Consider the following 16,785-nt stretch of genomic DNA (forward strand, 5'->3'; position numbering starts at 1 on the left):
CCATAATCAAAATACTGGCAACAACCTTGGTTGTTGCCTTCTTCAAAAATATTTAATGAGTTAAAATGACTTTTATTGCATATTACTGCATAAAAACTAATTAAGTCACACAAAATGTATGGTAATAAGATGTCTGTTCAAGGTAAAATAGCAAAGATTATGATGAGCAAAGCTAAGGTTACTATACTAAGCTTTCCAATAAGTGTTTTTCATATCATTATTATTTGTACTCAATTGGCAAAATAAACTAGATTAAATATTAAATGAATACACATACCGTACCAAAAGTCATTTTACATGAGCATATTGAAGGTAGTATTACGCCTTTTATGGCTCAACAGTTAGCCAATAAAAATAATATCGTTTTCCCTGAATCATTATGTTATAAAGTGGGTCAATACGATGCAAACGAGTATAAAAATGGTCGTTATTGCTATGATGAAACTGACTTTGTTCAATTCATTCAAACTTATGACACTGTTTCCAATTTTGTAAAAACACCCGAAGATTATTATCTAATTACTTACGATTTTCTCATTAGAAACGCCAAGCAAGGATTAATCTATTGCGAGCTTTTCTTATCCCCTTTTCATATCTGTACTACCGAAATTGATGGCGAAATTATTTGGAACAAAGAAAGATTCCAACAAACACTCAACCAAATGGACAACGCCATTATTGCTGTACAAAAAGATTATAAGATTACGGTAAGGTATCATGTAATCGGTGTTAGGCATCTAGGCGCTAAAATTGTTTATGATACATTACGTTTTATTAAAGAAAATCCTCACCAATTTATCACTGGATTTAATATTGCTGGAAACGAACGTTTTGGTCATTTTGATGATTTTAAAGATGCACATGAGTTAGCAACTCAGCTTAAACTAAAAAAATCCTATCATGCTGGTGAAATTGAGTCTGCTGAAAGTATTATTCAAGCGCTTAAACACGGCGCACAAAGAATTGGTCATGGTATCCGTGCTATTGAGAATCATAACCTAATTCAGGAGTTGATTAATAAAAAAGTTACTTTAGAAATCGCATTGACCAGTAATCGGATACTCGTTAATGAACTTCATGGGGATATTCGAAATCACCCTGTACGTCAGCTTTATGATTATGGTGTACGCATCACATTAAATACCGATGATGCTGGAATTTTTGGTACAGATATTGAAAAAGAGTACCACCTTGCCTCATCCATTTTTGGTTTTTCAAGATTAGAATTATTGGATATTACATTATGTGGTATTGATGCCGCCTTTGTTGAAGATTCAGTAAAAGAACAATTAACAAATTATGTTTTGTCATTGTTTACCTTAGATGACAAACAAACACTACAAAAAGCAGTCAATGATGCAAGATATCATCCTGCAATAATAGAACGATTTATTAAATACCAAAAGTCACTACCAATAACAAGTTAGTGGATAACAAAGTCAGAAAAATAGGAGATTTATATGAAAAAAAACAAATTAACTTTATCCCTTTTAACCCTATTCATTTCTGGCTCCCTTCAAGCCGCAACCGTTGATTTAAGAATAATTGAAACCACTGACTTACATGGCAACATGATGAACTTTGATTACTTCAAAGATCAGCCTGTTGATACTTTTGGATTAGTCAAAACGGCAAATCTAATTCATCAAACAAGAAGCGAAGTAAAAAACAGCGTACTTGTTGACAATGGAGATTTGATTCAAGGTAGCCCTATGGCTGATTATGCCTTGAACAAAGGTTTAAAAGATGGTGATATTCATCCTGTTTATAAAGCGATGAATACACTTAATTATGTTGTTGGCAATATTGGTAATCACGAATTTAATTTTGGTTTAGATTATTTACAAAAAAGTCTTTCAGGGGCGAAATTCCCTTATGTTAATGCCAACGTTTATGATGCCAAAACTGGCAAACCTTACTTTCAACAATATATTATTATTGATACCCCTGTTGTTGATAGGGAAGGTAATCAACAAATCATTAAAATTGGCTATATCGGATTTGTGCCGCCACAAATTATGCAATGGGACAAGCTTAATTTAAATGGAAAAGTAGTAGTAAAAGATATCACTGAAACTGCAAAAAAATTAGTCCCTGAAATGAAAAAACAAGGTGCTAATGTTATTATTGCCATTCCACACTCTGGAGTATCTGCTGAACCATATAAAGCGTTAGCGGAAAATTCCGTCTATTATTTAAGTCAAGTTGAGGGTATTAATGCCATTATGTTTGGTCATTCACATGGCGTTTTCCCGAGTGATGATTATAAATCCTTACCTAATACCGATATCAAAACAGGTAACATCAATCATGTCCCTGCCGTTATGCCTGGTCAATGGGGTAGTCACTTAGGTGTAGTTGATTTAGTACTTGAGGGTGATAACTCTACTTGGAAAGTGACATCAGGGAAATCAGAAGCTCGACCTATTTACGATTTAAAAAATAAAAAAGCCTTAGTACAAGCCGATCAACAGATTGTCGAAATTTTAAAGCAAGATCATCAAGGTACGCGTGAATTTGTAGGTAAACCAATTGGTAAAGTTTCTAGCGATATCAACAGCTATCTAGCGCTCGTTGAAGATACATCCGCACTACAAATTATTAGTGATGCACAAATTAACTATGTAAAACAGTTTATTCAAGGCGATCCAGATTTGGATGGATTACCAATTTTATCAGCGATTGCACCATTTAAAGTTGGTGGAAGAAAGAACGATCCAAGCGCATATGTTGATGTTAAAAAAGGTGATTTATCATTTAGAAATGCTGCCGATATCTACCTTTATCCAAATATTTTAAGTGCAGTTAAAATTACCGGTAAAGATGTTAAACAATGGCTAGAATGTGCAGCCGGTATATATAATCAAATCGATGTTAATTCGACTCAACCACAATATCTAATTAATTGGGATAAGTTTAGAACTTATAATTTCGATACAATTGATGGCGTAAGTTATCAAATTGATGTCACAGCACCACCGCGTTATGATGGCAACTGCAAGTTAATCAATCCAACATCGGAAAGAATAAAAAATCTAACTTATCAACAACAGCCTATTGATCCTAATCAAGTATTTTTAATTGCGACCAATAATTATCGTGCCTACACCGGTACGTTCCCTGGTACAGGTGAAAATAATGTTAAATTCAACTCACCGGATGATTTAAGGGTCATTTTGTCTGCTTATATTACTAATACCACAAAAAAAGCGGGTATGGTTAATGTCACGGTAGATAATAATTGGCGAATTGCACCAATTGTTAGCGATAAAAAACTGGATATTCGCTTTGAATCTTCACCAACGGATGAAGCAAAAGCTTATATAGAGAAACATTCGCTTTATCCTATTAATTTTATTGAAAAAGATGAATTAGGCTTCGGTGTTTATCGACTTGATTTACAATCATCGGTTAACGCAAAAGCCAAAAATCAAAAATAGTACTATTAAGACCTGAAGGATTATCGATATGAAAATTGAAAAGTTAATCGAACTTGCTAAAACTGCTCGCACAAGAGCCTATGTGCCTTATTCTAAATTCCAAGTTGGCGCCGTGCTCATTACTGAAGACGATGAAGCAATTTTAGGCTGTAATGTCGAAAATGCTTCTTACGGATTAGCCAACTGCGCTGAACGCACAGCCATTTTTAAGGCAGTGTCAGAAGGCAAACGCAAGTTTAAGAAATTAGTGGTAATTGGTGATACCGATGGCCCTATTTCACCTTGTGGTGCTTGTAGGCAAGTTATCAGCGAATTTTGTGCTAAAGATATGCCCGTAATTTTAACCAATCTTCAAGGGAAAATCCAAGAAACTACCGTAGGTGAATTATTACCTTGGTCATTTTCGCCGAATGATCTTGATTAGTTAAAATCAATTGCAAGTAAAATGGATAAAAATAGATAAAAAAAGCACATTACTGTAGTTAAAAATTTTTGACTATATTTTCAAACATAATCGGTACAGACGTTTATGTAAATTTTATATAATCAAATAGATAGAGTAATTTGATTAATTGTTTTAAGTGAGAGATATAATGAGATTTGTAGATATTATTGAAAAAAAACGTGATGGTAATGCATTAACCACAGAAGAAATTCAATTTTTTATTACTAACTACACCAATGGCACCATTCCTGATTATCAAGTGAGTGCATTATTAATGGCGATTTACTATCAAGGTATGACATCAAAAGAGTGTGCAGATTTAACCAGTGCTATGATGTATTCAGGTGATACGGTTGATCTATCCTCAATCAATGGTATTAAAGTTGATAAACATTCAACCGGTGGCGTAGGTGATACAACAACTTTAGTACTTGCACCATTAGTTGCCGCATTAGATGTTCCTGTTGCAAAAATGTCTGGACGTGGTCTTGGCCATACTGGTGGCACAAATGACAAATTCGAATCGATCCCTGGATTTAAAATTGAATTAGGCAAACAAGACTTTATTAATCAGGTAAATGAAAAAGGCGTTGCGGTAATTGGACAATCAGGCAACTTAACACCAGCCGATAAAAAATTGTATTCACTACGAGATGTAACGGCTACCGTTAATTCTATCCCATTGATTGCAAGCTCAATTATGAGTAAAAAATTAGCTGCAGGTGCTGATGCGATTGTCTTAGACGTTAAAACTGGAGACGGCGCCTTAATGAAAAACATGGCTGATTCAGAAAAATTAGCTCATGAAATGGTGAATATTGGTAATCAAATTGGTCGTAGAACCATGGCGATTATTTCAGACATGTCACAACCACTTGGTTTTGCAATTGGTAATGCCCTTGAAGTTAAAGAAGCCATTGACACTTTAAAAGGTCATGGTCCGGCTGACTTAACTGAATTGGTGTTAACACTTGGCAGTCAAATGGTCGTATTAGCCAATAAAGCCAAAACACTGGATGAAGCTCGTGAAAAACTACAAGAAGTCATCAAAAATGGCAAAGCTGTTGAAAAATTCAAAACATTAATTGAAGCTCAAGGTGGAGATAGTTCAGTTGTTGATAATCCAGAAAAATTAGCAAGCGCTCCTTACCAAATTGCCTTACCAGCACTTAAATCAGGTTATGTTTCAAGAATTATTGCTGACCAAATTGGTATTGCAGCAATGCAACTTGGCGCAGGTCGTGCAACCAAAGAAGATGTTATCGATCCATCTGTTGGAATTATGTTACACAAAAAAGTAGGTGATAAAGTCGCCGAAGGTGAGGCATTACTAACTATTCATGCTAATACTGATAAAATTGATGCGATTAAACAAAAACTCTACGACAATATTACCATTAGTGATAATGCGATAGAACCGCAATTAATTTATAAAGTGATTACGGAATAACTATTACACCTAAGGATTTAGGAGGCACCATGCATCATCCACAATTATATAAAAAACTAACGTTTATTGCCGTTTTGGGGTTATTTTCGGTTAATGCTTTAGCTGATGTAACTAAGAAACAATCAACCGAGCCAACTTGGCAAAAAGATAAATCTTACCGATTTACAATTTTACATACCAACGATCACCATGGCCGTTTTTGGCAAAATGATATCGGTGAATATGGACTCGCAGCCCAAAAGACGGTTGTTGATGAGATCCGTAAAGAAGTTGCAGCAAAAGGTGGTAAATTATTGTTATTATCGGGTGGTGATATTAATACTGGTGTCCCTGAATCTGATGTACTGCAAGCGAAACCCGATTTTATTGGTATGAACGAAGTGGGTTACGATGCTATGGCGGTGGGCAATCATGAATTTGACCATCCATTAAGGATCATTCGTGAACAACAAAAATGGGCTAAGTTCCCATTTTTATCAGCGAATACTTACTTCAAAAACAGTGATAATCGGGTTTTTGATGCCTATAAAATGTTTAACTTAAATGGTATCAAAGTAGCGGTATTTGGATTGACTACTGATGATACGATCTTTTTGGCTTCACCTAAAAATACCGACGGTATTGAATTTCGTAAAACCTTACCTGAAGCACAAAAAATCATTACTCAAATCAAAAAAACCGAACACCCTGATATGATCATTGCTGTTACTCATATGGGACATTATGAAAATGGTGAGCACGGTTCAATGGCACCTGGCGATGTTGAATTAGCTCGAGGGTTGCCAAACGGTGAATTAGATATGATTGTGGGAGGACACTCACAAAACCCAGTTTGTATGGCTAGCCCAAACAAACGTATTACCGAGTATGTACCAGGTACACCTTGTGCGCCAGATCAACAAAATGGCACTTGGATTGTTCAAGCCCATGAGTGGGGCAAATACGTTGGCCGTGCCGATTTTGTCTTTTTAAATGGCAAAATTACGCTACAAAATTATCAATTAATTCCAATCAATCTGAAAAAAGAAGTAGATAATGGTAATGGCACTAAGCGTCTTGAATATTACACGAAAGAGATACAACCACACCAAAATTTGTTAGAAACCCTAAGACCTTATCAGGAGCAAGGTAAACAGCAATTACTCGCTAAAACGGGTGAATTAATTGGCCGTTTAGAAGGTGATCGTAGCGTAGTGAGATATCAACAAAGTAATATGGGACAGCTACTACTCAGTGCGTTCATTGAAAAAACGAATGCTGATATTGGTATTATGGCTGGTGGTATGATTCGTGATTCACTTATTGAAGGTCATATCACTTATCGCGATATTTTAAAAGTTGAGCCTTTTGGTAATACTGTAGTCTATTTTGATTTAACTGGTCATGAGTTAATGGAATATCTTAAAGTTGCATTAAGTAAAAAACAGGGTTCAGGCGGTTATACTCATTTAAAAAATATCACGTTAACGAGAACTGGCGATACGATTAGTGATGTTAAAATTAAGAATGAACCCATTGATTTGCAAAAATCTTATCGCATTACGACCCTTGACTTTTTAGCTGCGGGCGGTGATGGCTACCCAATTACCAATACTTTACCAACTTATGTTGATACGGGTTATCGAGATGCCGATGCAGTAAAACAGTATTTTGAAGCGCATTCACCAATCAAGGCGACAGATTTTGAACCGTCGAATTTTATTTTAGAAAAATAATTTTACGGTTTTAAACACGATTTTTAGGAAATAAACAGCACTGATAATATTGATTTTCAGTGCTTATAACTAAGTAATTAGTCATAAAGATTTAATTTTGCTCTCAGCATATAGGTAATATAGAGGTATTTATGAACATGACCGAATTTCAACAAAACTGTTATAAAATTGTGACCGATCCTAATTTGTCACCAAAACAAAAATCTAATTTACTCGCCTTAGCAGCAGAAAATAATTTACCTTATGTTGATTTGGATAGTGATACTAAGCAAGCTTTAGATGAGCGTGTGATTTGTGACATGTACGAAGGTCATGCACCTTACAAGCCTCGTTATGTATTACCTGATTACGCAAAATTTCTTAAACAAGGATCTGAGTATTTAGAACTTGAACCTGCAAAAACATTTGATGATGCATTAAATATGCTTACTATTGCTTATCACCATGTTCCATCGGTAACAGGTATGCCTGTTTATTTAGGCTGTCTAGATCAAATCTTATTGCCTTATGTTGGTAAGCTTAGTGAAGAGGATCTTTATCAACGTTTAAGACATTTTTGGATAATGCTCGATCGCAATTTACCTGATGCATTTATGCATGCGAATATTGGTCCGACTGACAATGTTATCTGCCGTATTATTTTACGCGTCGACAGAGAACTTAAACAGGTCGCCCCTAACTTAACGTTTATCTATGATGAGAAAATTACTCCAGAATCATTGCTATCGGTTGCAATAGAAAATATCTGTGAAACAGCTAAGCCACACATCGCTAATAATGAGATGATCAAAAAAGATTTTGATGATAAAGATTATGGTGTGGTTAGTTGCTACAACTCATTACCGGTTGCAGGTGGTGGCAGTACTTTATCTCGAATTAATTTAAAAGAGGTTGCATTACGCAGTAAAAATATTGACGATTTTCTACAAAATACTCTACCTCACTATTGTCAGCTACAACTCAATTTGATTAAAGCTAGATCTGCATTTCTTTTCGAAAAATCTAACTTTTTCACTCATAGTTTTTTAGTGAAAGAAGGCATTATAGACGCTGATCGATTCGCTCCAATGTTTGGTATCTATGCAATGGCTGAAGCGGTCAATATTTTGCAAGAAAAATCTAACCTTGCTGGACGTTATGGTAAGGATGAAGATGCCAATGACCTTGCCTCAACGATTTCACAACAACTTGCGGGGTTTGTCGATAGTCATGAAATCAAATACGCATGGCGAAGCAAAGCTATGTTGCATGCTCAATCAGGTATTAGCACTGATAGAGGAGCAACACCAGGATTACGCATTCCGTATGGTCATGAACCTGATCCCGTTACGCATATTATGGCACTGTTTAAACATCATCATTACTATACATCGGGTATCAGCGATATTTTAACGATTGATGAGACCATTAAAAGTAATCCATCTGCCCTACTGCAAATATGTAAAGCTGCGTTTCAATTTGGTTTCAGAGAATTTACCGCCAACATCAGTGGTAATGATTTGGTGCGTGTAACAGGTTATATGGTTAGACTTTCAGATATTGCCAAATATAAACAAGAAGGCTCTCGTATTAACACGACATTCTTAGGTAGTGAAGCAGCCGAAGATACCGTAAATAATAGCTATCTATGCCGTACTCCGCGAGTCATCAGTCATGAACAAGTCATGGGCAATCGTTAATAAACTGTTACCATTTTCTTGTGTTGACGGACCGGGTAACCGATTAGTCATATTTTTACAAGGTTGTAATTTTAAATGCTTAAATTGCCACAATCCTTATACCATATCATTATGTAAGGAGTGTGGTGACTGTGTAAACACCTGCCCACATCAAGCATTATCTTTTATTAATCATAAGGTCATCTGGCAAACTTCGGCTTGCCAGCAATGTGATACTTGTATTAATACTTGTGGTTATCATTCTACCCCTATGACCTATAAATATAGCCTTGAAGATATTTTAATTATAATTCGTAAATATCTTCCCTTTTTAAATGGGATTACGGTCAGTGGTGGCGAAGCAACCATGCAGTTACCATTTATCGAAAAATTATTTAAAACCATAAAACAAATGAACGATCTAAAACATCTAACTTGTTTTATCGATAGTAATGGGTATTTAGCACAAACAGGCTGGCAAAAAGTAGCCGATACAATGGACGGGGCAATGATTGACCTTAAAGCTTGGAATAATCAAGTACATAAAAAATTAACTGGTCGAGATAATCTGCGTGTAAAAAACACGATAACCTACCTTGCGAAAATTAAAAAATTATATGAAGTTCGATTCTTAGTTATACCAGAACATACCGATCTTCAAAATAATGCCAAGCATCTTGCGCAATTTTTAACAGAAATCAGTCCCAATATCAAAGTTAGAATTAATGCTTTTCATAATCATGGTGTTCATGGTATTGCCAAAACTTGGAAATCTGCCACTAAACAGCAAGTGGAAACTTTTGCAGATCAATTAAAACACTATGGTCTGAAAGATATTATGTTACCAAGTGTTTATTTATGACGCTTGAATCTTACTATAATTTAAGCATGACTAAATTTTATATTTTTTATGAACATTGCTTAATTAATTGATGATTATTATCATTTTTCATGAAATTAACCTACTTTTAATATTATTGTTTTCTTTCCAATATATTCATATGATTTACTTTTACTAAAATTTCAGCATTTATGTTAGTTGTTTTTTTCATTTAAGAACATGCTGAAAATAATACTACCCGTTTTTATGATGTTATCTAGGTTGATGCTAAAGTCAAAAATAAAATAGATTGTCTACAAGGTATTGTTGTTATGCCCTGCATGTTGGCAACACAAAACAACGTTTGGTTGGGGTAAAAAAACATGTAGGTCAATGATCAATTAAGTCATTTTCACACCTACCTATCAAACCAATGAAACTGTATGTAAATACGCGTTTGTTTATATGATAATTGGCTTATTAGTAATCGTCACTTTAGTCATATTTTGCCAACAAAAGGTTAAACTTATTTCTATCCCGATACAGAATGTGCTCAGTTTTTTGTATTGACATGGTAAACTTGCTGAAAGATTACAATATTTATTGTTCTTTCCAGCAAGTCATCATTTTAATTAATTCCTAATATTTAATACACATAGTATAGGCACTGTCTGGTTCTACAATGACATTACCCTCAGCTACTCCAACACTGTAAGCATGGACAAATCCATTAGAATCAACCCTAGGGGACATATCTTTGGTGAAATAAAAATCATAATTAAATAATCTTTGGTAATCGGTGAGGCCTGCCATCATATCGCGCAAGTCACCATTGATTGGTGCATAATAGAAGATTTTACCCCATTCTCCCATTAAGCTATTGCCAATAATTCGCTTAAAACCATTTCCTGCCAAATACCAATTGTCATTATTATTATTATCATAAGAAAGCGGTGAATTGCTCAGTTCGGCTCGGGTTGGTAAGCGGTCACCACTGTTTTGGCATAAACTTTGCGCACCAGAGAGAGAGACGAAACTAAGATTACCAGTATGTACATAAAACCAATGAAGGATCGAGAATTGATAGAAGAATGTTGCATTTGTTTGAGTGTTGGTGACTTGAATCACAAAATCATCACCACTATTAGGAGCGTTATTAGTAAAAATAAATTCACTTTTTGAGTCTGGAACCGAACTGCGTGGTACATTTTTTAGTGATGAATTTGGATTTTTAAGAAGTTTATAAGTATATTGTGATATCGATTTTAAAGGTACAACTCTAAATCGAGCTGATGGAAATGCCGTTGTAGGAAAGTATCTTCCGTTGTTATCAGTTGCAGTCGCGTTAAATCCTTTATGGGGAACAAATTGATTTGTATCATAAGGATCAGTTCGATTTATCCAGTCAGCTCCCCAAGGAGCATTTTGACCTCCTTCTGGCCAACCATTTCTCATAATAAGTCCTAATACACCAGGCTGGATGTAACATACACCATCGTTGGTAGTAACTGGAAATGTTTTAGACACTTGTCTTGATTCGGAATCGGTTGGTATTCCGTATTGAGTTCTAGCATAAAATTGAACAGTTACAGTAACCGACGAATCACCTTTATAAGAACTACCTGTACATAAATTATCCCCTAATGGGTTGGTTGAATTCGAAGCGATAACATTATTATTCTGATCTTTCCACTCAGAAGTGATACTTTGAATAATGAAACTATTTGATGATTCTAAATAATCTCCATCACGATCACTAATATCTGCATTGGTTAATTGCGATAGATCAACATCAAATGAATAATTACTTGGTGAGGTATTAAAAGCAAGCGAAAGTTTTTTATTCGAATCGGGGGCTATAACTATGGGGTCAATATTTTTCAAATTTAACTTCACTTGAATACCATTTAAAATTTTAGTATCCGCTGTATCAAGTATTGATGGTGGAGTACCCTGTATGTAATTGACAGTAGTAACTGTCAAATAGGCAAAACAGGCATGCCCATAACTGAGTAAGACAGCAAACATTAAAATATTTAGCATTAAGTGAGCTAAACTAAATTTTTTATAAAAACCAAGATTTTTATTCATTGCTACTCCGCTTTTCATAAACTACTCCACCTATCCGAATTAGATTATCGTCAATAGAATCAAGTTAGCGAACAAACATGCTTACAAAAGGTATATGACAAAAAGGAGAACATGCTCCATTATATGTATCATTGATACCTAATATTTTAAAATCGAGAATGTGACAAAATATAAAAATTTATTATATAGAACTGATTACTTTAACTAATTGTAATTTTTGACTATTTATTTAAATTTAATTTTTTATCCTAAGATTTCCATTACAAGAGAATCCTACTGAATAAAACTAAATAAAACTTTAAAAAAATACGTTATGAAATTTTTGGAATTAAATATCTTTTTACTTTAGTTTCTAACAAAGTTCATCACTAAATATTTATTAAAACAATTAATAAAAAAATATTAGAACCAAAAAAATACTAAGAAGAGAAAATAAGAAAAAATAAAACTAAAATTGTTAGAGCTAATTTTAATCATTTAATTTTATAAAAGCAAATATTTCAGCAATAGATTCATTCAATAAAAAATTACCTTAATTATTAATAACTGATTTTACGTCATTTTAAAAGAATCCTTCTAATCTGATTTTAAGCTCTTATTTTGAACAAGACAGGCCGATATAAATAAAGTTCCCATCATAAATATATGATATTAATGATGGGAAATCGTTAATTACTTCCCTTTTTTAAAGGCAGCGGCAAAGGCGTTACCCATAGCGCTATTGCTTAATGTCGATCTATTATTATTTTTAGAATGGTTAGCAGGTTTACTATTAATTGATTTATGTCCTTCCTGTTTTGGTGTAGCAGGATCATCAAGTCGCATTGATAAAGCAATACGTTTACGCGCAATATCAACTTCGACAACTTTAACTTTGACAATATCACCGGCTTTTACAACTGTTCTAGGATCATCAACAAATTTATCCGACAATGCCGATATATGGACTAACCCATCTTGATGTACTCCAATATCGACAAAAGCGCCAAAGTTAGTTACATTGGTAACCGCACCTTCCATAATCATGCCAATTTTCAAATCTTCCATCGTTTCGATATTATCAGCAAATTGTGCCGTTTTAAATTCAGGTCTTGGATCTCGACCCGGTTTATCCAATTCTTTGATAATGTCTGTCACGGTTGGAACACCAAAGTGATCATCGACATAATCGATAGCTTTAAGTGATTTCAAATAGCTTGAATCACCTAAAATCTCTTTTAATGTTTTGTGATTTTTATCCAAAATTCGCTCAACTACTGGGTAGGCTTCAGGGTGAACCGCTGAGGCATCAAGTGGATTTTTACCATCCATAATACGTAAAAAACCAGCACACTGTTCAAACGCTTTAGGACCTAAACGGCTAACTTTTAATAACTGTTTGCGATCGATAAATTGGCCGTTCTCATTACGCCAATCAACAATATTTTGGGCGATCACTTTATTCAGTCCAGCAATGCGCGCAAGTAACATCACTGATGCAGTATTCAAATTAACGCCAACGGCGTTTACACCATCCTCGACAACAGCATCAAGCTTTTTAGCTAATTGAGTTTGACTCACATCGTGTTGATATTGTCCCACACCAATTGATTTTGGATCGATTTTTACCAGTTCAGCTAATGGATCTTGTAAACGGCGAGCAATGGATACCGCACCACGAATTGATACATCTAGATCAGGAAACTCTTGAGCAGCAAGTTCAGATGCGGAATAAACCGATGCACCGGCTTCGCTGACAATGACTTTTTGCCCTTTTACTTCTGGATACTTTTTCTGAACATCAAGGTAGAAGCGTTCAGTTTCACGAGATGCCGTACCATTACCAATGGCTACTAATTCCACTTGATATTTGATGCAAAGTGCAGCCACCACCATTGCTGCTTTATCAGCTTGTCCTGTATGCGGGTAAATCGTTTCAGTTGCAACAAGTTTACCGGTCGCATCCACAACGGCAATTTTTACACCTGTTCGCAAACCGGGATCCATCCCCATAGTGACTTTCATACCCGCAGGTGCAGCCATTAACATATCGTGCAAATTTGCCGCAAATACATTAATTGCTTCTTCTTCTGCGCGTTCGCGCAAAGTAGTCATAAGTTCGGTTTCCATGTGCATTAAAATTTTAATACGCCATGTCCAATTGATCACGGCTTTACGCCATTTATCAGCTGGCTGATCATTAAATCGAACCCCAAGATGTTCAGTAATGATCTGCTCGCAATAACTCTCTTTTGGTGTTTCTTCAAATTGAGGATCAGCATTTAAAGATAGTTGTAAAAAACCTTCATTGCGTCCTCGAAACATCGCTAATGCACGGTGAGAGGGTACTTTGGAAATAAGTTCACTTTGTGCAAAATAATCACGAAATTTTGCCCCCTCTTCTTCTTTACCAGTAACAACTTGCGAAACCAAATGCGCATTATTCCAAAGATAATGACGCACTTTAGCCAATAATGTCGCATCTTCTGCAAATCGTTCCATTAAAATATAACGAGCACCGTCTAATGCGGATTTAGTATCAGCAATGCCTTTATCCACATTAAGATATTGTTCAGCTTCATTCTCAGGGTTTAACATTGGATTTTGCCATAAGTTATCAGCTAATGGTTCTAATCCAGCTTCGATCGCAATTTGACCACGAGTGCGTCGTTTTGGTTTATAAGGCAAATAGAGATCTTCAAGTTCAGTTTTACTTAAGGTTTGTTTAATACTTTGACTAAGTTCTGGCGTCAATTTTCCTTGTTCGTCAATTGACTTTAAAATGGTCTGTTTGCGATCTTCAAGTTCGCGTAAATAACTCAAACGGTTGTCTAATGTACGTAACTGGGTATCATCAAGCCCACCGGTTACCTCTTTACGATAACGGGCAATGAAAGGAACGGTACTGCCTTCATCTAATAACTGTATGGCAGCTGAAACTTGTTCTGGTTTTACAGTGAGTTCACCAGCTATAATATGGCTAATTTGATTATTTATCATGGTATCTCAGTATATCTTATCGATTAACGGAATTTAATTTAATCATGCAAAAAGCTAATTATATAACAAGAGAAGGCTATTTGGCACTTGATCGTGAATTGAAATATTTATGGAGGGAAGAAAGACCTCGTGTTACTCAAGCCGTATCAGATGCCGCAGCACTGGGTGATCGCAGTGAAAATGCAGAATATATTTATGGAAAACGCCGATTGAGAGAAATCGATAGACGTGTTCGATTTTTAACAAAAAGGTTAGAGATATTAACTATTGTTGATCCTGATCCAAGACAGGAAGGCAAAGTGTTTTTTGGTGCTTGGGTCAAGTTAGAAGACGAAGCGGGCGAATCGCATATTTATCGTATTGTCGGCGCTGATGAATTTGATCCTAAAAAGAATTGGATATCAATCAATAGCCCTGTTGCACGAGCGTTAATTGGCCATAAAGTTGATGATGAGATATCGGTCAATACACCAAATGGCAAAACCTTTTTTTATATTTTAGAGATCAGTTATTCTAAATTAAGTTAATATTGAGATTAAATAGATATAATTATAAAAAAGGAAGAACTTAAAAATCTTTTCCTTTCTTTTAAATAAACACTTTTAAATGATATCGATTTAAGGTTAAAACTTGAGGAAATAATGATTAATGTAGATATGGTTTTTTTACAGAGATGATTAAATGTTCCTCATCCAATAATCAATAAAATGTAAACTATAAAAAGTTGTTAGCTACTAATTATGACTTATAAAGGTTACAATTAGAATAATTTATATTATTTATTATTAAAATTATGATTTATGTCAATCAGTTATATATATATCCAATTAAATCGCTTTCAGGTATATCACTTCAAACAGCCAATACTGTTGATGGAGGTTTTGAACACGATCGAATCATGATGATTAGTGAACCTGATGGAACATTCATAACCGCCAGACAATTTCCCCAATTGTTAAAGCTTCGAGCCTCAGTAATAGGTAATGATGTTTCTGTTTCATTGCCTTTGTTAGAAAAAATTTGTTTTAATTTGGATGAGTTTTCTGAAAATAATGAACCAACCGAAGTTTGGGGTAACCATTTCACTGCGCAAATTGCACCAATTAGAGTTAATCAATTTTTTAGTCACTTTCTTCAAAAGGATGTGCAGTTACGCTGGGTTGGTCATAATCTAACAAGACGAACCAAACGCTATCCACAAATACCGGTGAGTTTTGCTGACGGTTACCCCTATTTGTTATTAAATCAGGCTTCATTTAATTATTTGCAGCAACAGTGCCCTGTTAAGCTCGATATTCAACAATTCCGAGGTAACATTATTGTTGATGGCGCATTACCTTTTGCCGAAGATGGTTGGAAAACAATTAAAATTGGTGAAGTCATCTTTGATATCGTAAAACCTTGTACTCGTTGTGTGTTAACAACGTTCAATGTCAACACAACCGAACCATTACCTAATAATGAACCTTTAAAAACATTGGGTTATTTTAGATCTGATTTGGAGGGAAATATCAATTTTGGCATGAATATGATTGCTCGAAATCATGGAACGGTATCGGTTGGAGATAAAATTGAGATACTTGAACGACAACCTGCCAATAGTTATGTTAAAAACTTTCCTAAAGTAGAAACAAACAACTATCAATCTTGCAGTATCTCTTTTGAAAATACAAAATTTGAAGGTAATAATCAACAAACACTGTTAGAACAACTTGAACAGCATCATATTTCACTTCCCTATTCTTGTCGAGCCGGTGTATGCGGTCGTTGCTCTGTGTTATTAAAGAAAGGGCAAGTAAAACCATTAACGCAATCTGGAATTAAGCGCAATAACACTATTTTAGCGTGTAGTTGTATTCCTATGAGTGATATCATCATTAAACTATTAAAATAATTATCCAAAAATCAAATGTTTAAATAATAAATTCAAAAAATTAATGAATGTAAGTATTAAAATTATCCTATAAAGATAAGGTGACACTGGCATGTTTAAAAAATTTTTCTATTTATGATAAACCTTTTCTTATTGATGCACGAGATGAGCAGCTAAAAGAATCTAAAAAGCAGGATTAAGATCATCTTTAATGAATTTATATGACTTTCATATTAATAATAAAATATATTGGCTAACAGATAAACGCCAAAACAAAAAGTGAATCATCACTGCAAAAATGACCTTTTTAGGGC

General features: G+C 34.7%; 10 protein-coding genes and 1 pseudogene. 9 read left to right on the top strand and 2 right to left on the bottom strand.

Annotation, left to right across the window (positions count from 1 at the left end; all coding sequences use genetic code 11):
* Positions 1-263 precede the first annotated feature (263 nt).
* The 7 genes from add (at position 264) to AC5LW9_RS10615 (ending at position 9,570) form a co-directional block, all read left to right on the top strand.
* Entirely contained in the window at positions 264-1,427 is a 1,164-nt protein-coding gene (add, locus tag AC5LW9_RS10585; RefSeq protein WP_086309205.1) for an adenosine deaminase, read from the top strand.
* 33 nt (positions 1,428-1,460) lie between these two features.
* A complete protein-coding gene (locus AC5LW9_RS10590) occupies positions 1,461-3,440 on the top strand; it encodes a bifunctional 2',3'-cyclic-nucleotide 2'-phosphodiesterase/3'-nucleotidase (RefSeq protein ID WP_493455870.1) in 1,980 nt (659 codons plus the stop codon).
* A gap of 28 nt (positions 3,441-3,468) precedes the next feature.
* Positions 3,469-3,864 carry a cytidine deaminase gene (locus tag AC5LW9_RS10595; protein ID WP_086309207.1) on the top strand — a complete coding sequence of 132 codons (396 nt, stop codon included), beginning with the start codon at positions 3,469-3,471 and terminating at the stop codon, positions 3,862-3,864.
* Positions 3,865-4,033: 169 nt separating this feature from the next.
* A complete protein-coding gene (locus tag AC5LW9_RS10600; protein ID WP_086309208.1) occupies positions 4,034-5,335 on the top strand; it encodes a pyrimidine-nucleoside phosphorylase in 1,302 nt (433 codons plus the stop codon).
* Between the two features lie 29 nt (positions 5,336-5,364).
* Positions 5,365-7,050 (top strand): bifunctional UDP-sugar hydrolase/5'-nucleotidase UshA, encoded by a 1,686-nt coding sequence (ushA, locus tag AC5LW9_RS10605; RefSeq protein WP_493455871.1) that lies wholly within the window; start codon positions 5,365-5,367, stop codon positions 7,048-7,050.
* Positions 7,051-7,181: 131 nt separating this feature from the next.
* Entirely contained in the window at positions 7,182-8,729 is a 1,548-nt protein-coding gene (locus tag AC5LW9_RS10610) for a YjjI family glycine radical enzyme (protein ID WP_493455872.1), read from the top strand.
* Positions 8,704-9,570, top strand: a complete 867-nt coding sequence (locus AC5LW9_RS10615; protein WP_493455873.1) for a YjjW family glycine radical enzyme activase — start codon at positions 8,704-8,706, stop codon at positions 9,568-9,570. The genes AC5LW9_RS10610 and AC5LW9_RS10615 overlap by 26 nt, the downstream gene beginning before the upstream one ends.
* A gap of 597 nt (positions 9,571-10,167) precedes the next feature.
* On the opposite strand, the gene AC5LW9_RS10620 is transcribed toward AC5LW9_RS10615, so the two are convergent.
* A complete protein-coding gene (locus AC5LW9_RS10620; protein ID WP_493455874.1) occupies positions 10,168-11,637 on the bottom strand; it encodes a hypothetical protein in 1,470 nt (489 codons plus the stop codon).
* A gap of 789 nt (positions 11,638-12,426) precedes the next feature.
* Positions 12,427-14,598 (bottom strand): annotated as a pseudogene (locus AC5LW9_RS10625) (Tex family protein); the annotation flags it as partial.
* A gap of 44 nt (positions 14,599-14,642) precedes the next feature.
* Here AC5LW9_RS10625 and greB point away from each other — a divergent pair.
* Both greB and AC5LW9_RS10635 read left to right on the top strand, forming a co-directional pair.
* Positions 14,643-15,125, top strand: coding sequence for a transcription elongation factor GreB (gene greB, locus AC5LW9_RS10630; RefSeq protein WP_039128773.1), 483 nt, complete (start codon positions 14,643-14,645; stop codon positions 15,123-15,125).
* Between the two features lie 266 nt (positions 15,126-15,391).
* On the top strand, positions 15,392-16,492 hold the full coding sequence (locus AC5LW9_RS10635; RefSeq protein WP_493455875.1) for a YcbX family protein: 1,101 nt from the start codon (positions 15,392-15,394) through the stop codon (positions 16,490-16,492).
* The last annotated feature ends 293 nt before the right edge of the window (positions 16,493-16,785 follow it).

Source organism: Gilliamella sp. LMG 34360 (genome assembly GCF_984568995.1).